The 21,434-nt window shown below is 45.5% G+C and carries 16 protein-coding genes; 10 read left to right on the forward strand and 6 right to left on the reverse strand.

Annotation, left to right across the window (positions count from 1 at the left end; all coding sequences use genetic code 11):
• Nucleotides 1-203: 203 nt before the first annotated feature.
• The 10 genes from AB4351_RS01785 (at nt 204) to AB4351_RS01830 (ending at nt 14,827) form a co-directional block, all read left to right on the forward strand.
• Nucleotides 204-1,886 (forward strand): ABC transporter substrate-binding protein, encoded by a 1,683-nt coding sequence (locus tag AB4351_RS01785; protein WP_017056650.1) that lies wholly within the window; start codon nt 204-206, stop codon nt 1,884-1,886.
• 169 nt (nt 1,887-2,055) lie between these two features.
• Entirely contained in the window at nt 2,056-3,042 is a 987-nt protein-coding gene (locus tag AB4351_RS01790; RefSeq protein ID WP_017059409.1) for an ABC transporter permease, read from the forward strand.
• Between the two features lie 2 nt (nt 3,043-3,044).
• Entirely contained in the window at nt 3,045-4,070 is a 1,026-nt protein-coding gene (locus AB4351_RS01795) for an ABC transporter permease (protein ID WP_017056648.1), read from the forward strand.
• Nucleotides 4,071-4,072: 2 nt separating this feature from the next.
• The gene (locus AB4351_RS01800; RefSeq protein ID WP_017063265.1) at nt 4,073-5,056 is read left to right on the forward strand and encodes an ABC transporter ATP-binding protein; all 984 of its coding nucleotides are present in this window, start codon (nt 4,073-4,075) and stop codon (nt 5,054-5,056) included.
• Between the two features lie 74 nt (nt 5,057-5,130).
• Nucleotides 5,131-6,126, forward strand: coding sequence for an ABC transporter ATP-binding protein (locus AB4351_RS01805; protein WP_372124929.1), 996 nt, complete (start codon nt 5,131-5,133; stop codon nt 6,124-6,126).
• Between the two features lie 98 nt (nt 6,127-6,224).
• Nucleotides 6,225-7,946: a glycoside hydrolase family 9 protein gene (locus tag AB4351_RS01810; protein ID WP_372124931.1), complete on the forward strand. Its 1,722-nt coding sequence runs from the start codon at nt 6,225-6,227 to the stop codon at nt 7,944-7,946.
• A 2-nt stretch (nt 7,947-7,948) separates the two neighbouring features.
• Nucleotides 7,949-8,833: a BadF/BadG/BcrA/BcrD ATPase family protein gene (locus AB4351_RS01815; protein WP_372123784.1), complete on the forward strand. Its 885-nt coding sequence runs from the start codon at nt 7,949-7,951 to the stop codon at nt 8,831-8,833.
• 12 nt (nt 8,834-8,845) lie between these two features.
• Entirely contained in the window at nt 8,846-10,807 is a 1,962-nt protein-coding gene (locus AB4351_RS01820; protein WP_372124933.1) for a beta-N-acetylhexosaminidase, read from the forward strand.
• A 127-nt stretch (nt 10,808-10,934) separates the two neighbouring features.
• A complete protein-coding gene (locus tag AB4351_RS01825) occupies nt 10,935-13,340 on the forward strand; it encodes a GH36-type glycosyl hydrolase domain-containing protein (protein WP_017066806.1) in 2,406 nt (801 codons plus the stop codon).
• 74 nt (nt 13,341-13,414) lie between these two features.
• Complete coding sequence (locus AB4351_RS01830) at nt 13,415-14,827, forward strand: phosphoglucomutase/phosphomannomutase family protein (protein ID WP_372124936.1); 1,413 nt, start codon at nt 13,415-13,417, stop codon at nt 14,825-14,827.
• Between the two features lie 150 nt (nt 14,828-14,977).
• Here the strand turns inward: AB4351_RS01830 and AB4351_RS01835 are convergent, their stop codons facing one another.
• The 6 genes from AB4351_RS01835 to AB4351_RS01860 all read right to left on the reverse strand — a co-directional run bounded on the left by AB4351_RS01835 (nt 14,978) and on the right by AB4351_RS01860 (nt 21,387).
• Nucleotides 14,978-16,006 carry an ABC transporter ATP-binding protein gene (locus AB4351_RS01835; protein ID WP_372124937.1) on the reverse strand — a complete coding sequence of 343 codons (1,029 nt, stop codon included), beginning with the start codon at nt 16,004-16,006 and terminating at the stop codon, nt 14,978-14,980.
• Nucleotides 16,006-17,631, reverse strand: coding sequence for an iron ABC transporter permease (locus AB4351_RS01840; protein WP_017059418.1), 1,626 nt, complete (start codon nt 17,629-17,631; stop codon nt 16,006-16,008). The genes AB4351_RS01835 and AB4351_RS01840 overlap by 1 nt, the downstream gene beginning before the upstream one ends.
• A gap of 244 nt (nt 17,632-17,875) precedes the next feature.
• Nucleotides 17,876-18,889 carry a Fe(3+) ABC transporter substrate-binding protein gene (locus AB4351_RS01845; RefSeq protein WP_016790767.1) on the reverse strand — a complete coding sequence of 338 codons (1,014 nt, stop codon included), beginning with the start codon at nt 18,887-18,889 and terminating at the stop codon, nt 17,876-17,878.
• Between the two features lie 295 nt (nt 18,890-19,184).
• Nucleotides 19,185-20,414, reverse strand: coding sequence for an ammonium transporter (locus tag AB4351_RS01850; protein WP_017059420.1), 1,230 nt, complete (start codon nt 20,412-20,414; stop codon nt 19,185-19,187).
• 27 nt (nt 20,415-20,441) lie between these two features.
• Nucleotides 20,442-20,780: a P-II family nitrogen regulator gene (gene glnK / locus AB4351_RS01855; protein ID WP_004738200.1), complete on the reverse strand. Its 339-nt coding sequence runs from the start codon at nt 20,778-20,780 to the stop codon at nt 20,442-20,444.
• Between the two features lie 238 nt (nt 20,781-21,018).
• Entirely contained in the window at nt 21,019-21,387 is a 369-nt protein-coding gene (locus AB4351_RS01860) for a YacL family protein (RefSeq protein ID WP_019824378.1), read from the reverse strand.
• Nucleotides 21,388-21,434 lie beyond the last annotated feature (47 nt).

The raw sequence follows: 21,434 nt of genomic DNA on the forward strand, positions 1-21,434 counted from the left end.
GTTTGATTAATTCATCGATAAGGTGTTTTCTTACTCCTGCCAAAGGCCTACAGGCCACTCTTACCACTTCTCAGAATCAACGATGAATCTGGAGCAACGAAGAAGAGGTAGGCCTTTAACCAGAGTGTGTATCTACTAAACAATTTAGCGACAGATAACATTCAATCCATTAGTGAAATGAAAGCAAATAGTAAGGAACAGCTATGCTTGCCAATATAAAAAAAACAGCAATAGCAACAGCAATTATTGCAACTGCTACAACAGGTTTTGCATCAGTAGCAACCGCTGCAGAACGCAGTGAACTGACCGTTCACCCGAAAGAGTACACTACATTCGTACGTAACTTTAACCCGTACCTTGGTGCTACTAACCTACATACTACAACTGACTTCATGTATGAGCCGCTAGTAGTATTTAACGAAATGCACGGTAACACTCCAGTGTTCCGTCTAGCTGAAAACTTCAAGATGTCAGATGATCTGATGAGCGTTGTTTTCGACATTCGTAAGGGTGTTAAATGGTCAGACGGAGAAACTTTCTCTGCTGATGATGTTGTTTTTTCTTTCAACCTTGTAAAAGAGAAGCCAGAGCTTGACCAATCTGGTATCAACTCTTGGGTAACTTCTGTAGAAAAACTGAACGACAACCAAGTTAAGTTCACACTAACAGAAGCAAACTCAAACGTACCTTACGAGATTGCTAAAGTACCTGTAGTACCTAAGCACATCTGGAAAGACGTTAAAGATCCATCAACGTTTACCAATGAGAACCCGGTAGGTTCTGGTCCATTTACAGAAATCGATACGTTTACAGCGCAGCTATACATCCAGTGTGCAAACCCGAACTACTGGGATGCAGACAACCTAGATGTTGACTGTCTACGTGTTCCACAAATTGCGAACAACGACCAATTCCTAGGTAAAGTTGTAAACAGTGAAATGGACTGGACGTCTTCTTTCGTTCCAGATATCGATCGTACATACGCAGCAGCTAGCCCTAAACACCACTACTGGTACCCGCCAGCAGGTACACAGGCATTCATCGTTAACTTCAAGCACCCTGATGCTGCGAAGCATGAAGCATTGAGCAACGTTGACTTCCGTCGTGCTTTCTCTATGGCTCTTGACCGTCAAACTATCATCGACATCGCATTCTACGGTGGCGGTACTGTAAACGATTTCGCATCGGGTCTTGGCTACGCGTTTGAAGCTTGGTCTGATGAAAAAACTCATGACAAGTACAAAGGCTTCAACACTTACAACGCTGAAGGCGCGAAGAAGCTTCTTGCTGACGCTGGCTTCAAAGATGTAAACAAAGATGGTTTTGTTGACACTCCATCAGGCAAGTCTTTCGAACTAATGATTCAATCGCCAAACGGCTGGACTGACTTCAACAACACAGTTCAACTAGCGGTAGAACAGCTAAACGAAATCGGTATTAAAGCAAAAGCTCGTACACCTGACTTCTCTGTTTACAACCAAGCAATGCTTGAAGGTACATACGACGTAGCATACACAAACTACTTCCACGGTGCGGATCCATACACGTACTGGAACAGTGCTTACAACTCATCACTACAATCTGGTGATGGTATGCCTCGTTTCGCAATGCACTTCTACAAAAACGACAAGCTAGATGGTCTTCTAAACAGCTTCTACAAAACAGCTGATAAGAACGAGCAGCTAGACATTGCACACGGTATCCAGCAAATCATCGCTGCAGACCAAGTGACAATCCCTGTGATGTCTGGTGCTTACATGTACCAATACAACACAACTCGCTTCACTGGTTGGTGGAACGAAGAAAATCCAAAAGGCCGTCCAAACATTTGGGCTGGTATTCCAGAGCGTCTACTTCATGTACTGGACCTAAAACCAGTTAAATAAGTAATCGTTCAATCCTTGCGGCGTAACCTCTTACGCCGCTTATAAAAATCCCCACACTCTCAATTGAAAGTATGGCGCTAGTCGTCAGGGGATTTTTCGTTCCAAATTTCGCTAGGAGCGACCTGAATCCAGAAACAGGGAAACAATCTGGGTGAGTAAGGTGTGAGTTATGGGTTATTTTTTAAGACGTTTGTCATTTTATTTTGTCGCGCTATTAGTTGCTGCGACGTTAAACTTTATTATTCCAAGAGCAATGCCTGGTGACCCAGTTACCATGATGTTTGCGAACGCTTCTGTACAAGTTACTCCAGAGCGTATTGCTGCAATGAAAGAACTATTAGGCTTCGTTGATGGTGGCTACTTAGTTCAATACGTGGCGTACATGAAGAACATTCTTAGCTGGGAACTTGGTACATCAATTCAATTCTACCCACTTTCTGTAAACACACTGTTGGGTGGAGCATTCGGTTGGTCGCTTTTCTTAGCCGGCACCGCAGTTATTCTTTCTTTCTCGATTGGTTCAATCCTAGGTATTTTCGCAGCGTGGAAACGCGGCAGTAAGTACGATGCCTTCGTAACGCCAGGGATGCTGATTCTACAAGCCGTTCCTCAAGTTGTTATCGCGATGATTGCACTATTTACCTTTGCAATTGGCTTGAAGTGGTTCCCAACAGGGTATGCCTACACCGCTGGTACTATACCTGATTGGACAAGCTGGGCATTCATTAAAGATGTCGCTTACCACGCCTTCTTACCACTGTTCTGTGCTTCTGTTGTTCAAATTGGTGGCTTCCTAGTAAACATGCGTAACAACATGATCAACCTATTAGCCGAAGACTACATCACCATGGCGAAAGGCAAAGGCCTGAGCGAAAACCGAGTGGTATTCAACTACGCAGCTCGTAACGCGATGCTACCTAGTGTGACAGCCCTGTCAATGTCGCTAGGTATGGCAATCGGCGGTCAGTTAATTATCGAAATCATCTTTAACTACCCAGGTCTTGGCAGCGTACTTTTCAACGCAATTAACGCTCGTGACTACCAAGTACTGCAAGGTCAGCTGCTTATCATGACGCTATTCATGCTGTTCTTTAACCTAGTTGCAGACATGCTTTACGTTGTTCTTGACCCTCGTCTTCGTAAGGGTGGTAAATAATCATGAAAGACTTTTTAAAACTCATTTGGCGTAACCCGATGGCCCTAACAGGCGTCATCATCCTAAGTATTTTTATTCTTGGCGCGATTGCAGCTCCATTAATCACCAAACATGTACCAGACAAGCGTACAGGTAACCCACACGAATATCCTGGTTTCGTGGTGAAGTCTGCACAAACTAACCCTGATGGCTGGGTTGCTCAAAATCTAGCAGACGACCGTCGTACATTGATCATGTCTAAAAAGGCAGACCACGTACTAGGTACAACTCGTATGGGTCGTGACGTTTGGTCTCAAGTGGTATACGGCGCACGCGTATCTCTTGCTGTAGGTTTTGGTGCGGGTCTAACCGTATGTTTACTCGCAACTGTTATTGGTGTTTCTGCAGGTTACTTCGGTGGCCGTGTCGATGACGTTCTAACAGCCGCAATGAACATCATGCTGGTAATCCCTCAATACCCATTACTGTTCGTAGTAGCAGCCTTTATCGGTGAGGCAGGGCCACTCACCATAACCTTGGTTATCGGCTTTATGTCTTGGGCTTGGGGTGCCCGTGTTGTTCGCTCCCAAACCTTAGCACTGCGTGAAAAAGAGTTTGTAAAAGCCGCTGAAGTTTTGGGTGAATCTTCATTCCGCATCATCTTCGTAGAGATTCTGCCAAACCTTATCTCTATCGTTGGCGCAAGCTTCATCGGTTCGGTGATGTACGCAATCATGATGGAAGCAACCATCTCGTTCCTAGGTCTTGGTGACCCGAACACAATCAGCTGGGGCATCATGCTTTACAACGTTCAAACCTCTTCATCAATGCTGATTGGCGCTTGGTGGGAACTGCTGGCTCCTTGTATCGCACTGACACTACTTGTAACTGGCCTTGCTCTACTTAACTTCGCGGTCGATGAAATTGCTAACCCGCAACTGCGTTCTCACAAAGGCATGAAGCGTTGGAAGAAACTAGCAGCTCAAGACAAAGAAGAACGTGAACCAGAACTACCACCACAAAATGCACTTTGGAGCGGAGATAAATAATCATGTCTGAACCACTAATTTCTATCCGCAACTTATGCGTGGATTACATCACAGAGTCTGGCGATGTTCGTGCGTGTAACAACGTAAGTTTCGACATCGCTCCAGGTGAAGTCTTCGGCCTAGCTGGTGAATCTGGCTGTGGTAAATCAACGGTCGCTTTCTCTCTTATGCGTCTTCATAAGCCGCCCGCTTACATCAGTGGTGGTGAGGTTATCTTCAACGGTGAGAACATCCTTGAATACAGTGATGACCGTATGCAGTCGTTCCGTTGGAGTGAGATGTCGATGGTATTCCAGAGCGCGATGAACGCACTCAACCCAGTACTACCGATGGAAGAGCAGTTCTGTGACGTAATCATGCGTCACACCAACATGACTCGCGAGCAAGCTAAGCAGCGTGCTGAAGGTCTACTTGAAATCGTCGATATTCACCCGAGCCGATTGAGTGACTATCCTCACCAATTCTCTGGCGGCATGCGTCAGCGCTTGGTTATTGCTATCGCGTTAGCACTGAATCCAAAGCTGATCATTATGGATGAGCCGACAACCGCACTTGATGTGGTTGTGCAACGCGAAATCCTACAAAAGATCTATGCACTAAAAGAAGAATTTGGCTTCTCAATTCTGTTCATCACCCATGACTTGTCATTGATGGTCGAGTTCTCTGACCGCATCGGCATCATGTACTCAGGTGAGCTAATCGAAGTGGCTAACTCTCAAGATATTCTAGAAAACCCTTACCACCCTTACACCAAAGGGCTGGGAAGTTCTTTCCCTCCACTGACAGGGCCAAAGACAAAGTTAGCAGGTATTCCGGGTAACCCTCTGAACCTGTTAGAGATCCCTGAAGGGTGTCGTTTCCAAGCTCGTTGTGACCGTGTACATGAAAAGTGTACCAAGGTGCCAACCAAGCTGCGTTCTATCGACCCGGGACATTTGTCTAACTGCCACCTGTACGGTGACCCAATAGTACAAAGGAAGCTATAGCTTGCGTGAATAACGAACAAGGCGGCTCGACCGCCTAAAAACAAGCAAAGCGAATAAGGATTCTGGAGACAATTATGAGCAAAGATTTCGGTCAATTATTGGTAGAAGGCAAGAATGTCGTAAAAGACTTCCCAATAAGCAGTACCACCATTCAAACCCCAATGATGCGTGCGATTAACGACGTGTCATTCAAGATGTACAAAAGCCGTGGCCTAGCAGTGGTTGGTGAGTCTGGTTCAGGCAAATCAACAACCGCAAAAATGATCGCAAAAATGTACGCACCTTCAGGCGGCACGATCGAATACAAAGGTCGTGATATCCAAGAGATCTCAAGCAGAAAAGAGCTTATGCACTACCGTGAAGGCGTGCAGATGGTATGGCAAGACCCGTTTGGTTCATTGAACCCAACACACAATATCTTCCACCACATTGCTCGACCACTGTTGATCCACAAGAAGGTAACCCCGGGCAATAAGAGAGAACTAGAAGAACGTGTTTACGATCTTTTAGAGCAAGTGGGCCTGATCCCACCAAAAGAGACGGCGAAGAAGTACCCTCACCAACTGTCTGGCGGCCAACGTCAACGTGTCAACCTAGCCCGCAACATCGCGGTAGGTGCCGAAGTTGTACTAGCCGATGAGCCAACTTCAATGCTTGATGTATCGATTCGTGCCGGTGTTTTGAACCTGATGGAAGAGATGAAGTTCGAGAAGCAAATGTCTCTGCTTTACATCACTCACGATATCGCAACCGCTCGTTACATCGCTGAAGACCTTTCGGTGATGTACGTGGGACACATGGTGGAATGGGGCGATACCGATGACGTGATTGCTAACCCTCAGCACCCATACACCCAATTGCTTGTTTCGGCCGTTCCAGATCCTAAGAAGTCGATCCACGAGCAACTTGCAGGCAACAAAGGTGAGATTCCTCTGTGGACACCAGTATCAGCAGGCTGCCCATTTGCAGGCCGATGTACTCACGCAATGGATAAGTGCAAAGAGCAGCTACCAGGGGTTACGCAGCTCGCTGATAACCACTTTGTGCGCTGTTACCTACACGAAAGCTAAGCAATAAAACCCAAGTTAGGGTCTTCGGACCCTAACTATTTATATCCAAAACATTCAAGTACCTAGCCAATAGAAACTAGGACTGTCGGAGAATATTGATGCTGTTATTGACCAACCATATTGGCTATGAGTCCACAGGCCCGAAGCAAGCTATCCTACAAACTAAGAAAGCTCGCCTATCAAGCACTACGGCTCTACTCGTCTGTGCTGACAACCATATGACTGTCGGAAATTTTGATGTGGTTAAACAAGGCCGCGTAGCAAATTGGCATCAAGGGCAATTCTTCACTATTGATTTCAGTTCAGTCACTGAATCTGGTCGCTACTACCTACGTTTTGACAACCTGCGTTCAGAAGTATTTGAGATTGGTAGCAACCTATTAATGAACCACACGTTTTCTGATGTGCTTCATTACTTTAAGTCACAACGCTGTGGCGGGATTTTCGACAAAAAAGATCGACAAGCACAAATTCTAGGTACCGACCGATACGTCGATGTCCACGGTGGATGGTATGACGCATCAGGTGATGTCAGTAAGTATTTTAGCCACCTGTCTTATGGTAACTACCTAAACCCACAACAAATTCCGATGGTCGTTTGGAACATGCTAAAAAGCGTACGCTTGACTGGCCATAACCCAGACTTCCCGAAATTCTCCATGACTCGTCTAACGGAAGAGGCTCTGTTCGGTGCCGACTTCTTAGTGCGTATGCAAGACGCTGACGGATACTTCTATATGACGGTATTCGACAAATGGAGCAAAGATATCAACCAACGCGATATCTGCGCTTATGCGACTCAAGAAGGTCATAAATCAACGGACTTACAAGCGGGCTACCGACAAGGTGCAGGTGTTGCTATCGCAGCATTAGCCGCAGCTTCTGAGCTTGAAATCTCTGGTAGCTACTCGAGCCACACATACCTTGAAATGGCGGTTAAGGGTTACTGGCATCTAAAAGAGTACAACCTCCAGTATCTAAACGATGGTGAAGAGAACATCATCGATGAGTATTGCGCCCTACTCGCAGCCAATGAGCTGTATCGCGTAACACAAGACCAGCAATACCTATCAGAAGCAAGAACTTGGGCGACTCGTTTAATCTCTCGTCAGCAATCCGATGATTCATTTGAGCACTTCTGGTCGGCAAACTCTGATGGCTCTCGTCCATACTTTCACGCAGCTGAAGCCGGTCTTCCTGTGATTGCACTATGTGAATACATCGACAACGAAACCGATGCTGAATTAAAAGAACAGGCGCGCACAGTTGTTGAACAAGCTTGTCAGTTCGAAATCAACATCACCGACAAAGTCACCAACCCATTTGGCTATCCAAGACAATACGTTAAATCTGTCGATGGTGATAAACGTGATGCCTTCTTCGTCGCTCAACAGAACGAAACCGGTTACTGGTGGCAAGGCGAGAATGCACGCCTTGGCTCACTCGCAACCATGGCTTACCTAGTTCAACCGCACATTAAAGATAGCGAACTTCAAGAGCGCTTAATCCAGCTTTCACAAAATAGCCTTGATTGGATCTTGGGCCTCAACCCATATCACATGTGCATGCTCGATGGTCATGGCCATAACAACCCAGACTACCTACCTCAGCTTGGTTTCTTCAATGCGAAAGGCGGTATCTGTAATGGCATCACAGCTGGTTTTGAAGATGAACAAGACATTGCGTTCAACCCTCCAGCACAAAAAGATGACATGCTTCAAAACTGGCGCTGGGGCGAACAATGGATCCCTCACGGCGCTTGGTTCCTATTAGCCACAGCGGCACAGTTCAGCTTCCTAGCTCAGCGTAAGGAGCAATAATAATGACTCTTTACTACGTAGGTATTGATGGTGGTGGTACTTCTTGTCGTGCTCGTATTCGTGACGACCAAGGCAAATTGATTGGTGAAGCGAAAAGTGGCAGTGCCAACATCCTTTTGGGTGTTGATGTTGCGATGAGCTCAATTATTGATGCCATTACAAAAGCAGCACAACAAGGGCAACTCAACTCAGACCATTTTTCAAATATGCATGTTGGCCTAGCACTGGCTGGCGCTGAGCAAAAATCAGCATGGTTCGACTTCATGGCTCAACCACACCCTTTCGCAAGCATGACACTAAATACCGACGCTTATGGCGCTTGCATTGGTGCTCACAATGGCCAAAACGGCGCAATCATGATCGGTGGTACGGGTTCTTGCGGTATCTTCCTAAAAGACGGTGAGCAATATGTGGTTGGCGGTCGTGAATTTCCGATTTCAGATCAAGGCGGCGGCGCAGTCATGGGCTTACGTTTGATTCAACAAGTCTTGCTTGCAGAAGACGGTATTCGCAACAAAACCCCGCTGACTCTACATGTGATGAATCACTTTAATAATGATGTGGATGCCATTGTCGAATGGTCAAAAGGTGCTATTCCAAAGGATTACGGTCAATTCTCACCAGTTATTTTTCAACTCGCTAATGAAGGTGACGAACTGGCTATCGAGATGCTCAAGCAAACCGCCGCTGATATCGAAATGTTTGTACTAGCACTGCATCACAAAGGTGCGGACAAGGTATGCCTGATGGGAAGTATCGCAGAGCGAATTCTCAACTGGCTATCACCACCAGTACAGCAATGGATCGTTAAACCTCAATTCGACGCTATAGAAGGCGCATTGATGTTTGCCGGGAAACCACAACACAACTTGTATCAACAGGCTTAGCAGGGAAGTTATATGAATTATCGCATCGACTTAGCTGTTCTTTCTGAACAAAAAAATAACTGCCGATTTGGCCTTACGGTACATAACTTAAGTGACCTCGACGTAACAGATTGGTCTCTGCACTTTGCATTTGATCGATTCATCCTTCCAGAAAGTTTATCGCAAGGTGAACTGACTCAAGTTGGAAGCTTTTGTTCGTTCAAACCAAGTTCGTCAGTGTTAAAGGCGAACAACCATTACTACCTTGAATTCAGCATTCAAAGCGCCCCATTCCGTTTTTATTCTGACGGTCTAAACGATGCCTTTATCCAAACGCATCACCAAGGCGAAACCTCGGTGCTGCCAGTCGCGATATCACCTATTGTTCTGGCGTCACCATACCGTGAACGCAATCAAATACCTGAAGTTAACGCTGCTGAGATTGCATTGATTCCTCAGCCTAATCAGATCGAATTTCAGCAAGGTAGTTTCGCGCTAAGTAACTTCGCGCTAAATAACGACTGCAGAATTGAGGTTCAATCTCATCTTGCTGATAAGGCAGTCTCTTGGTTCCAGCAAGAGTTGCTCTCGACCTTTGAGCTGTCTCTTTCGACCGCGCTTTCAGCTGAACTTTCAAAAGACGAAAGCGGCAACATTCTATTTCGCAGCAACCCGACGTTAGATGAAGCCGAATACAAACTGACCATCACTGCACAACAGATTATTGCTGAATCAGGCAGCCAGTCGGGCTTTACACACGCTGTGGCAAGCTTGATTCAACTAGTTCAACAACTGGACGCAGAGAACTTCTCTCTACCATGTTGCAAGATAGCCGACCAACCGCGCTTTAAGTACCGCGGCATGATGTTGGACTGCGCTCGTCACTTCCACTCAGTAGAGCAAGTGAAGCGTTTAATCAATCAACTGGCGCACTACAAGTTCAACGTATTTCATTGGCACCTAACTGACGATGAAGGTTGGAGAATTGAGATAAAGAGCCTGCCACAGCTAACAGAAATTGGCGCTTGGCGTGGCCCTGATCATGCACTAGAGCCGCAATATACCCACATTGCGGAAAACTACGGCGGCTTCTACACGCAACAACAAATTCGTGAAGTCATTGAATATGCAGAGCAACGCAGCATCACGGTGATCCCAGAGATCGATATTCCGGGACACTGCCGTGCCGCAATCAAATCACTGCCTGACATGCTGGTAGAGCAAGCGGATACCACTCAATACAAGAGCATTCAGCACTACAACGACAATGTACTAAACCCAGGTTTGCCCGGTACTTACCAATTTCTAGATGCAGTTATTGAAGAAGTCGCAGAGCTGTTCCCGAGCGAATTAATTCACATGGGTGCAGACGAAGTGCCACCGGGAGTGTGGAGCAACAGCCCTGCTGCTCAAGCGTTGATGAAAGAACACCAGTACCAAGACAGCAAAGACCTACAAGGTCACCTATTCCGCTATGCCGAAAACAAGCTTAAGCAACTCGGCAAACGCATGGTCGGCTGGGAAGAAGCACAGCACGGCGACAAAGTGAGTAAAGAGACCATCATCTACTCATGGCTCAGTGAAGAAGCGGCTGTCAATTGCGCTCGCCAAGGCTTTGATGTGGTGTTGCAACCTGCACAGTTTACCTATCTCGACATGACCCAAGATTATGCACCGGAAGAACCGGGCGTAGATTGGGCTGCCGTTATCCCATTAGAACAAGCTTATACCTACGAAGCACTTGCTGAGATATCCGACACCGACCCAATTCGTAAGCGGATCCGCGGAATTCAGTGTGCTCTATGGTGTGAGATCGTCACCAACCAAAAGCGTATGGATTACATGGTATTCCCAAGAATTAGCGCTTTAGCTGAAGGATGTTGGACACATAAAAACAACCGAAACTGGCTAGATTACCTATCTCGCCTAAAGGGGCATCTGCCATTACTCGACAAACTCAATGTTGATTATCGCAACCCTTGGAAAGCTCAATAAAACAAACCAAAGCGACACTCATATCGAGTGGTTGCTGACTCAAATTAAGGTGCTCAGTTAGATACGACTCAGCATCACTATTTAAAAATTAGCTGCATAGATGCAGTTTGTTAAAAAGGAAATGACAATGAAATACGGCTATTTCGATAACGACAATCGCGAATACGTCATCACTCGCCCTGATGTACCAGCACCTTGGACAAACTACCTAGGTACTGAAAAGTTTTGTACCGTGATTTCGCACAATGCGGGCGGTTACTCGTTCTACAATTCTCCGGAATACAACCGTGTTACTAAGTTCCGTCCAAACGGCACCTTTGACCGTCCTGGACACTATGTGTACCTGCGTGATGATGAGACAGGTGATTACTGGTCTATCTCTTGGCAACCAGTGGCAAAGAGCCTAGATGAAGCGAACTACGAAGTTCGTCACGGCCTGTCATACTCAAAATTCAAATGTGAATACAGCGGCATTACCGCAACCAAGACGCTATTCGTACCTAAGGGTGAAGATGCAGAAGTTTGGGACGTTGTATTAAAGAACAACACTGACAAGCCACGTACCATCAGCACTTTCTCGTTTGTTGAGTTCTCTTTCAGCCATATTCAATCAGACAATCAAAACCATCAGATGTCTTTGTACTCTGCGGGCACGTCTTACCAAGAAGGTGTTCTGGAATACGACCTGTACTACAACACTAACGACTTTGAAGGCTTCTACTACCTAGCTTCAACTTTCTCACCAGACAGCTACGATGGCCAACGTGACAACTTCCTTGGTATGTACCGTGATGAAGCAAATCCAATTGCGGTTGAAAACGGTAAGTGTTCTAACAGCGCTCAAACTTGTTACAACCATTGTGGTTCTCTGCACAAGCAATTTACGATTCAACCCGGTGAAGAAGTTCGCTTTGCGTATGTACTCGGTATCGGTAAAGGCAACGGTGAACGCCTACGTGAGAAGTACCAAGACACAGCAAACGTAGACGCCGCTTTCCAAGGCATCAAAGATCACTGGGACGAGCGTTGCAACAAATTCCAAGTTAAGTCGCCAAACGAAGGCTTAGACACAATGATCAACACGTGGACGCTATACCAAGCGGAAACCTGTGTGGTTTGGTCACGCTTTGCATCATTCATCGAAGTTGGCGGTCGTACTGGTCTTGGTTACCGTGATACGGCTCAAGATGCTATTTCAGTACCCCATGCCAACCCACAAATGACCAAGAAACGTATTATCGACCTGCTTCGCGGCCAAGTGAAAGCGGGCTACGGTCTACACTTGTTCGATCCTGACTGGTTCGATCCAGAGAAAGCCGACGTTGAGCCATCAAAATCACCAACAGTTGTTCCAACACCGTCAGATGACGACAAGATCCACGGCATTGAAGACACATGTTCTGATGACCACCTATGGATCGTTCCGACCATTATCAAATACGTAATGGAAACCGGTGAGCACGACTTCTTCGATGAAGTGATTCCATACGCAGACGGTGGCGAGGCGACAGTTTATGAACACATGAAAGCGGCACTGAACTTCTCTGCTGAATACGTGGGTCAAACGGGTATCTGTAAAGGTCTTCGAGCTGACTGGAATGACTGTTTGAACCTAGGTGGTGGTGAATCTTCAATGGTTTCATTCCTACACTTCTGGGCGCTACAAGAATTCCTAGATCTTGCTAAGTTCCGTAATAACGATGCTGATGTTGCGAAATACACTGAAATGGCAGCTAACGTTCGCGAAGCGTGTGAAACGCACCTTTGGGATGACGAAGGCGGCTGGTACATCCGTGGTCTAACTAAAAATGGCGACAAGATCGGTACCGCTCAACAAGCTGAAGGTCGTGTACACCTTGAGTCAAACACGCTAGCCGTTCTATCTGGTGCTGTATCTCAAGAACGCGGTGAGAAAGCGATGGACGCTGTTGATGAGAACCTTTTCTCAGAATACGGCCTACACCTAAACTCTCCTTCATTTGCAACACCAAACGATGATATCGGTTTCGTAACTCGCGTTTACCAAGGCGTAAAAGAGAACGGCGCAATCTTCTCTCACCCTAACCCATGGGCCTGGGTAGCAGAAGCGAAACTAGGCCGTGGTGACCGTGCGATGAAATTCTATGACGCACTGAACCCATACAACCAAAACGACATGATTGAAACGCGTTACGCAGAACCATACTCGTACGTGCAGTTCATCATGGGTAAAGATCACCAAGACCACGGCCGTGCAAACCACCCTTGGTTAACCGGTACCTCTGGTTGGGCTTACTTCGCGGTAACCAACTTCATTCTTGGTGTTCGTACAGGCTTTGAAGGCTTAACGGTTGATCCTTGTATCCCGACTGATTGGCCAGAATTCGAGGTTACTCGTCAATGGCGTGGCGCAACTTACAACATCACAGTGCAAAACCCGAATGCAGTAAGCAAAGGCGTTGCCTCTATCACTATCAATGGTGAATCAGTTGAAGGCGCTATCCCAGTACAAGCAGAAGGCAGCGTGAACGATGTTGTCGTTGTTCTAGGCTAGTCACGCAATTTAACGAACAGCTCTTGTCTCAAGTCTTTACAGGCTTGAGACAATGAGACTAAAAGGATTTTCTAATGATTAAATTTGGTACAGGTGGCTGGCGCGCTTTCATTGGTGAGGAGTTCACTAGAGAAAACGTCCGTTTGGTAGCGCAAGCACTCGCTAACATCATCAACAACGAAGATGCAGCCAAGAATGGGTTTGTGATCGGCTATGACCGTCGTTTCCTTTCCGATAAAGCCGCATGTTGGTTTGCAGAAGTACTTGCGGCGAACAACATCAAAGTAAGCTTCATCGATAAGTTTGTTCCAACACCTATCGTGATGTTCCAAGCAAAAGAGATGGGATGCACCTACTCGGCGTGTATTACCGCCTCTCACAACCCAGCCGATTACAATGGCATCAAGGTATTCATTGAAGGTGGCCGTGATGCTGATGAGATCATCACAGAGAAGATCGAACAGCAAATCGCAACACTGACCAACGAAGATATTATTCGTGTCGATTTCGAGCAAGCATTAAACGACAAAGAAATCGAGATCATCAACCCGATGAACGACTTTGTTGATTCAATCATCAACTTCATCGATATCGATTCGATCAAGAAAGCTAACCTACGTGTACTGATTGACCCAATGTTTGGCGTTGCAAAAAATGCTCTGCAAACCGTGCTGATTAACGGTCGCTGTGATGTCGACGTCATCAACGATGGCAAAAACCCAGATTTTGGTGGCTTAATGCCGTCGCCAAATGCTGCAACGCTGTATCGCTTGAAGCACTTAGTTGCAGCAGAAGGCTATGACATTGGTATTGGTACTGATGGCGATGCTGACCGTTTGGGAATCATCGATGAGAAAGGTCACTTCATTCACCCTAACGAAGTGCTACTCCTACTTTACTACTACTTGCTGGAATACAAAGGCTGGAAGGGCTCTGTCGTTCGTAACATCGCAACCACACACCTACTGGATAAAGTGGCGGCAGATCATGGTGAGAAGAGCTTTGAGGTTCCTGTAGGCTTTAAGCATATCAGCTCACAAATGGAGGCCGATGACTCTCTGATTGGTGGCGAAAGTTCAGGTGGTTTAACCATTCGTGGTCACATCAAAGGTAAGGATGGCGTATTTGCTTCAAGCTTACTGGTTGAGATGATCAGTGTGACAGGCAAGAAGTTGTCTGAATTACTTGATGAGATTTACTCTAAATATGGCTATGCCTACACCGCAGAAGGCGATTATAAGTTTAAACCTTCAGAGAAAGAAGCGCTCTACACTAAGATCTACGTCGAGAAGCAACTGCCTGAATTTGAATACGAAATTGAAAAAGTAAGCTATGAAGATGGTGCCAAGGTGTACTTCAAGAATGGCGGCTGGGTGATTGCTCGCTTCTCAGGAACAGAGCCGTTACTACGAATCTTCGCAGAAATGGAAGATAAAGACACTGCAGAACGTGTTCTTCAAAAAGTGAAAGACTTCCTCTCTCTATAGGCTTATAGAGTGCAGCAGTTTTGTATGGGACTTAACAAATCACTGCCTTGTTAAAGCCTATAAGTGAAGAACTCTTGCCCAGTACTTTGATTAAAGTGCTGGGCTTTTTTATCGCGATTCTTGTAACGATTAGTATCGCGTTATATCTCTTTAAAAAGCCAATACGCCTTTGGTATCGACTTTTACGTTGACCGGCATACCCACTTCAAGTGCTTCTGACGAGGTTGCTAATAACTTCTGACCATGCGCTTCGATTACATAACGACAGTGATCACCCATAAATTGCTGTTCTAGCACCGAAATAGCACTATCTTGCTCGTAACTTGCTTGGATATGCTGGGGCCTTAGCAGAAGCTCACATGTATTGCCGAACTCAATCTCCGTTTGCGGTTTGGCTTCAACCATACCCAAACTGGTTTCAAATTCATGCTCCGAAATACGCTGTGCATTGAGGTAGCTACCGCCACCCAAAAAGTCTGCAACAAACTTACTTGAAGGATGGAAATACAACTCAGATGCCGAACCATACTGCTCAATCACACCATGGTTCATTACTGCCATTTTATCTGCAAATGCGAACGCTTCTTCACGGCTGTGAGTTACGAAGATAGCTGTAACACCCTGCTTCTTAAAAATCTTGCGAATCTGAGAAATCAGCTCATGACGAACCTGAGTATCGATGTTTGAGAATGGTTCATCTAACAGTAGCAAGTCTGGCTTGTACGCCAAAGAACGAGCAATAGCGACACGCTGCTGTTGACCACCTGAAAGTTGATGTGGGTAGCGGTCACCGAACTCATCTAAGTGAACCAGCTCCAGCATCTCTTGAACTTTGTCTTTCTTTTGCTGCTCAGAAAGGTCTTTCAAGCCAAAGCCGACATTCTGGTTTACCGTCAGATGCGGAAACAGGGCGTAATCTTGGAAAATCATACCAATGTTACGCTGCTCTGGTGGCAACCAATTCTCGCCATCATCAATGGTTTGACAGTTCAAACTCATCACACCGCTACTTAATGGAAGTAAGCCTGCAATCGCCTTCAGTAAGGTCGTTTTACCGCAGCCACTCGCACCAAGAAGACAAACAATTTCACCATGCTCAACTTCTAACGAGAGCGCTTCCAAAATGGTTTGCGACTCATACTTACAAGTCAGATCTTTAATTGATAATGCACAACTCATTAGTTTTTCTGCTCCAAGGAACGGTTTACGATGATCAGAGGAATTAAACCCACCAACACCAATAATACAGCAGGCATCGCCGCCAATTCTAGGTGCTCATCTGAGGCATAGTTATAAACATAAGTCGCCAATGTCTCGAAGTTGAAAGGACGCAGCAGCAAGGCCGCATTCAACTCTTTCATTGATTCGATAAACACCAGTAAGCCAGCGATCAATGCGCCACGTTTAATCAAAGGTAAATGAACACGGCGTAACATCTGATTGGTATTGCAGCCCATGGTTTTAGAAGCCATATCCAATGAAGGGGATACTTTACTCAAGCTGCTTTCAATACTGCCAATTGCCACTGCAGAGAAACGTACGACCATGGCAAAAATTAGCGCGAACATGGAGCCAGAGAAGATCAAACCAGGTCGCCCCCACTCCATCACTTTCGCAATGTCATTGACCAAGTGATCCATGAACAAAACAGGTACCATCACACCAATCGCTAACACGGTGCCTGGGACGGCATAGCCCATCGAAGCGAGGCGCATATAAGCCTGATTCTTCTTACTCGGACTAACGCGTTGGTTAAAGTTAACAATCATCGCGATAATCACGCCAATAATCGCAGCAGCTACCGAAACGTAAAGGCTGTTGATGGCATATTCTCTGAATTCAGGGGTCCAGCTTTGAGCAAAATATTTGTAGGCGTAAATAATGAGCTGGCCAAGAGGGAATAAGAACGCAACGCAAACTAATCCCCAGCACCAGAATAGTGCCAGCCATTTTTTCCAACCAGAAAGGTCGTAACGAAAATCTTCGCGGCTGCTGAACTGATTCTGGAATAGCTTCTGCTTACGGCGACTGTATCGCTCTGAGCTCAACAGTAGGATCACGATAACCAGCATGATTGCCGATATTTTCGCAGCTGCCGTTAAGCTTGAGTAGCCTAGCCAAGTATCATAAACCGCAGTCGTTAAAGTATTTACCGCAAAGTAACTCACGGTACCAAAGTCACCGATGGTCTCCATAGCAACAAGCGATAAACCGACCGCCATTGATGGACGAACAAGTGGTAAGGAGATACGACGGAAGCTTTCCCAAGGCGAGCATTTTAGCAAACGAGCAGATTGTAATAAGGAGACGTTTTGCTCCATAAATGCCGCGCGGCACAGCAAATAAACATAAGGATAGAGAACGAGAGACAGAACAATAATAGCGCCGGATAAGGTTCTAATATCTGGGAACCAATACTCACCGGGTCCCCACCCAGTAAGATCTCGCAGTAGAACCTGAACAGGGCCGGCAAAGTCGAACCAATCGGTAAAGATATAGCCAACAATATAGCCTGGCATTGCTAATGGCAGGACGAGTGCCCACTGCAAAACACGCTCTCCCGGAACACGGCACATTGCCATAACCCAGGCCGACGGAATACCAAAAACTAAAGACAGAAACATGGTTCCTATGACTAAAACCACCGTGTTGTAGGCATAGGTAGGCATCACTGTGGACATCAGATGAGAAAATAGCTCATCTGTTTCTCCAACAGCCGTCGTAAAAATCGCTAAGATCGGTAAAACCAGTAATACAGCAATAATGCCGCTACTGGTGTTCCATAAATAATTCTTTTCTTTCATCGCCTAACTACAACGAGGCTTAATGAAACACAAATGCATTTGCAAATACATCTCATATCCTTTTAATGGTGGGGTTATTTATACCCATATACTCTAATGACTTCAAGGTGAGATGCTAATAACTCAAGGGATCAACGGGGTGCTTTGTATCAAAAAGTGATTTTCCAATAACAAACAACCCCAAGTAACCAAAATGGCGACTTGAGGTTGTCATTTTACTTAGGCCGGAGCCTACCGTAATAAATTATAGATCGAACTTAACTTCGTCTAATAGCTTGATTGCAGCCGCGTGGTGGTTTGCAATTTCATCTAGAGAAATAGTATCCGCTTTGAACTCGCCCCATGAAGCAACAAGCTCAGAAGGTTTAACGTCTGCTTTCACTGGGTATTCGTAGTTCACTTCTGCGTACATGCTTTGTGCTGTGTTACCAGACAGGAATTCCATCAGCTTAACGGCATTCTCTTCATTTGGAGAGTATTTAGCCATTGCCATACCAGAGATGTTTACGTGAGTACCTGTAGTCTCTTGGTTAGGGAAGTTAATGTAAACAGAGTCAGCCCAAGCTTTTTGCTCTTTATCATTAACCATCTTACCTAGGTAGTAGCTGTTACCAAGAGCAACATCACATAGACCTTCTTTAATCGCTTTAACTTGCGCGCGGTCGTTACCTTGAGGCTTACGTGCTAGGTTTGCTTTTACGCCTTCTAGCCATTCTTTCGTTTCAGCTTCACCTTTGTGAGCAATCATCGAAGATACTAGAGAAACATTGTATGGGTGCTTACCACTACGAGTACAGATTTTGCCTTTAAATTCAGGCTTAGTTAGATCTTCGTAAGTGAACTCTTCACCTAGACGACCAACACGGTCACGTGAAGAATAAACGCTACGTGTACGAGTTGTTAGAGCGAACCACTCGTTATCTGTATCTTGGTATTGAGCTGGGATGTTCTTTTCAAGTACATCGCTCTCTACAGATTGAACTAGACCTTGTTTAGTTAATTCAGATAGACGGCTGATATCTACAGTTAAGACAACGTCAGCTGGGCTGTATTCACCCTCTTGAGCTAACTTCTCTGCTAAACCTTTTTTAGCAAACTTAACGTTTACTTTAATACCAGTCTCTTTTGTGAACTCTTTGAACATTGGCTCAACAAGGAAAGGTTGACGGTAAGAGTATACGTTTACTTCTTCCGCAGCCATTGCTGTCGGGGCAATTACACCACACGCTAGAGCTGAAAGTGTTAGCAGTTTCTTCATTGTAAAATCCTTTATATCGAAATGATAATGTCTATCAGTTGCGTTATTATATTCATCATTAACATAATTACAATGACGACCAACAAAAAATCCGTCTACTCAGACCATTCAAACTCTCACTTTTGTAACAAACCATTTCAACTTTGTGTCTTGTCGTTCCCCTTAAACAATGAGCCTAACTTCAACGTTCGTGTTTATATATTGTGCAACCGTAAATACAACAAAGCCCCGCAACAAGAGTTGCGGGGCTTTCTTTGTCCAACCTAACCCATTCAGATTAGGCGACGACTGTTGATTATTTTACTGATACAAACTCAGGGTAAGCGCCGACACCACAATCGTGCATGTCCATACCTTCAAGTTCTTCATCTTCCGTTACTCGGATACCGATTGTTGCTTTAAGCACCGCCCATACTGCTAGGCTAGCACCGAATACCCATGCAAAGATGACTGCTGCACCCATTAGCTGAGCACCAAACGTTGCATCAGCGTTGCTTAGTGGCACAGCCATTAGACCGAAGAAACCACATACACCGTGTACAGAGATAGCACCTACTGGATCATCAATCTTAGCTTTGTCTAGAGCGATGATGCTGAATACAACCAATGCACCAGATACCGAACCAATCGCTACAGCAAATAGAGGTGATGGTGATAGAGGGTCTGCAGTGATTGCTACTAGGCCAGCTAACGCGCCGTTAAGAATCATTGTTAGGTCTGCTTTACCCCAAGTTGTTTTACATACTAGTAGTGCTGCAATTGCGCCTGCTGCTGCTGCTGCGTTGGTGTTAAGGAAGATTTGACCTACTGCTGTTGCGTTCTCAAAATCCGAAACCATCAGTTGAGAACCGCCGTTGAAACCGAACCAACCGAACCAAAGGATAAATGTACCTAGCGTTGCAAGTGGCATGTTTGAACCAGGAATCGGGTAGATTTCACCGTTCTTACCGTATTTACCTTTACGAGCACCGAGTAGTAGAACACCAGCTAACGCTGCTGCTGCACCAGCCATGTGTACGATACCTGAACCTGCGAAGTCACTGAAACCCGCTTCTGATAGGAAACCACCGCCCCAAGTCCAATAACCTTCAACAGGGTAAATGAACGCTGTTAGTACTACAGAGAAGATTAGGAATGACCAAAGCTTCATACGCTCAGCAACCGCACCAGATACTACAGACATTGCTGTTGCAACGAATACTACCTGGAAGAAGAAGTCTGATTCTAGAGAGTGATCTGCGCCTTCACCTTGTGTACCAATTAGAGTACCAAATGATGGCAACCAACCGCCTTCACCGTTGTCGACATACATGATGTTGTAACCAACCACTAAGAAAGCTGTACAAGCAATTGCGTACAAACAGATGTTCTTAGTTAAAATTTCTGTGGTGTTCTTTGAACGAACTAGGCCAGCTTCTAACATCGCGAAGCCTGCTGCCATCCACATTACCAACGCACCTGAAATGAGGAAGAAAAAAGTGTCTAGTGCGTAACGTAGTTCCGTTACTGTTGTTGTAAGTTCCATATTAAAGTCTCCAGTCCTTGTAATTCTTTAAAGTGCTTCAGCATCCATTTCACCAGTACGAATTCGTACGGCTTGGCTTAGGTCATACACAAAAATTTTGCCGTCGCCGATTTTTCCGGTGTGTGCCGCTTGGCTAATAGCTTCAACAACTCGGTCAACATTCTCAGCTTGGGTAGCAATCTCTAGCTTCACCTTTGGTAGGAAATCCACTTGGTACTCTGCACCACGATACAATTCAGTGTGTCCCTTCTGACGACCAAAGCCTTTCACTTCAGAAACAGTCATACCTTCAATACCCACATCAGAGAGCGCTTCGCGTACATCGTCTAATTTGAATGGCTTAACAATGGCATTTATTAATTTCATATTCGTTCCTTAAATTCTTACTTAATCCATTAATTCTCTTATTACAATCCAAGTAGCGTGCCAAAAAGTTAAGTGCTTGATTTTAAATAAGATGAAGATAATAAGGTCGTAATAACGAAAAAGGCCGCACCAACATGGTGCAGCCTTTTCACTATCTTAATGCGCGATGCTCTTATTGCTCCAGTTTTGGGCAACGGAGCCTTCAAAGCTCTGAATGACTAACAAATAGGTCTTAGGACTAGTAACCTAAAAAATCCATCCAGCGTTCGATGAGCAGTTCGAAATCGTCGATTCCACAGCTTGCTTGGCTTTCACAGTTATAGAAGTCGAACTCACTGCCCTCTTCCATCTCTTGCTCATGCGCTAACACGTTTTCTTGAATCGTAACTTCATCTTCATTGATCGCAAGGCTAATCTCCTTGCCAAGCAACGTCACTTCATTGCTCAGGTCCTGTCGAGATTGCTCAATCAACGCCATCACATGATCTAGCTTCTGCTTATCTTTACCAATCTCTTCTTGAAGCCAACGGCCAACAATCTCATGGCCCATGCTGCATTTCACATAGTATTCACCCATTAGAGTGTTTCTAGTAAATTCGAATTCCATAAGGCTCCAAAGCTCTAATAAAAAGAGACTCAATAAAAGGGTTGTGG

Origin of the sequence: Vibrio sp. 10N.261.51.F11, from assembly GCF_041471665.1 — a bacterium.
GTDB lineage: Bacteria > Pseudomonadota > Gammaproteobacteria > Enterobacterales > Vibrionaceae > Vibrio > Vibrio crassostreae_C.

Excerpts from the sequence above, each read along its gene's own strand:
- AB4351_RS01785 (WP_017056650.1), top strand. The coding sequence starts at position 204 with ATGCTTGCCAATATAAAAAAAACAGCAATAGCAACAGCAATTATTGCA.
- AB4351_RS01790 (WP_017059409.1), top strand. The coding sequence starts at position 2,056 with ATGGGTTATTTTTTAAGACGTTTGTCATTTTATTTTGTCGCGCTATTA.
- AB4351_RS01795 (WP_017056648.1), top strand. The coding sequence starts at position 3,045 with ATGAAAGACTTTTTAAAACTCATTTGGCGTAACCCGATGGCCCTAACA.
- AB4351_RS01800 (WP_017063265.1), top strand. The coding sequence starts at position 4,073 with ATGTCTGAACCACTAATTTCTATCCGCAACTTATGCGTGGATTACATC.
- AB4351_RS01805 (WP_372124929.1), top strand. The coding sequence starts at position 5,131 with ATGAGCAAAGATTTCGGTCAATTATTGGTAGAAGGCAAGAATGTCGTA.
- AB4351_RS01810 (WP_372124931.1), top strand. The coding sequence starts at position 6,225 with ATGCTGTTATTGACCAACCATATTGGCTATGAGTCCACAGGCCCGAAG.
- AB4351_RS01815 (WP_372123784.1), top strand. The coding sequence starts at position 7,949 with ATGACTCTTTACTACGTAGGTATTGATGGTGGTGGTACTTCTTGTCGT.
- AB4351_RS01820 (WP_372124933.1), top strand. The coding sequence starts at position 8,846 with ATGAATTATCGCATCGACTTAGCTGTTCTTTCTGAACAAAAAAATAAC.
- AB4351_RS01825 (WP_017066806.1), top strand. The coding sequence starts at position 10,935 with ATGAAATACGGCTATTTCGATAACGACAATCGCGAATACGTCATCACT.
- AB4351_RS01830 (WP_372124936.1), top strand. The coding sequence starts at position 13,415 with ATGATTAAATTTGGTACAGGTGGCTGGCGCGCTTTCATTGGTGAGGAG.
- AB4351_RS01835 (WP_372124937.1), bottom strand. The coding sequence starts at position 16,006 with ATGAGTTGTGCATTATCAATTAAAGATCTGACTTGTAAGTATGAGTCG.
- AB4351_RS01840 (WP_017059418.1), bottom strand. The coding sequence starts at position 17,631 with ATGAAAGAAAAGAATTATTTATGGAACACCAGTAGCGGCATTATTGCT.
- AB4351_RS01845 (WP_016790767.1), bottom strand. The coding sequence starts at position 18,889 with ATGAAGAAACTGCTAACACTTTCAGCTCTAGCGTGTGGTGTAATTGCC.
- AB4351_RS01850 (WP_017059420.1), bottom strand. The coding sequence starts at position 20,414 with ATGGAACTTACAACAACAGTAACGGAACTACGTTACGCACTAGACACT.
- glnK (WP_004738200.1), bottom strand. The coding sequence starts at position 20,780 with ATGAAATTAATAAATGCCATTGTTAAGCCATTCAAATTAGACGATGTA.
- AB4351_RS01860 (WP_019824378.1), bottom strand. The coding sequence starts at position 21,387 with ATGGAATTCGAATTTACTAGAAACACTCTAATGGGTGAATACTATGTG.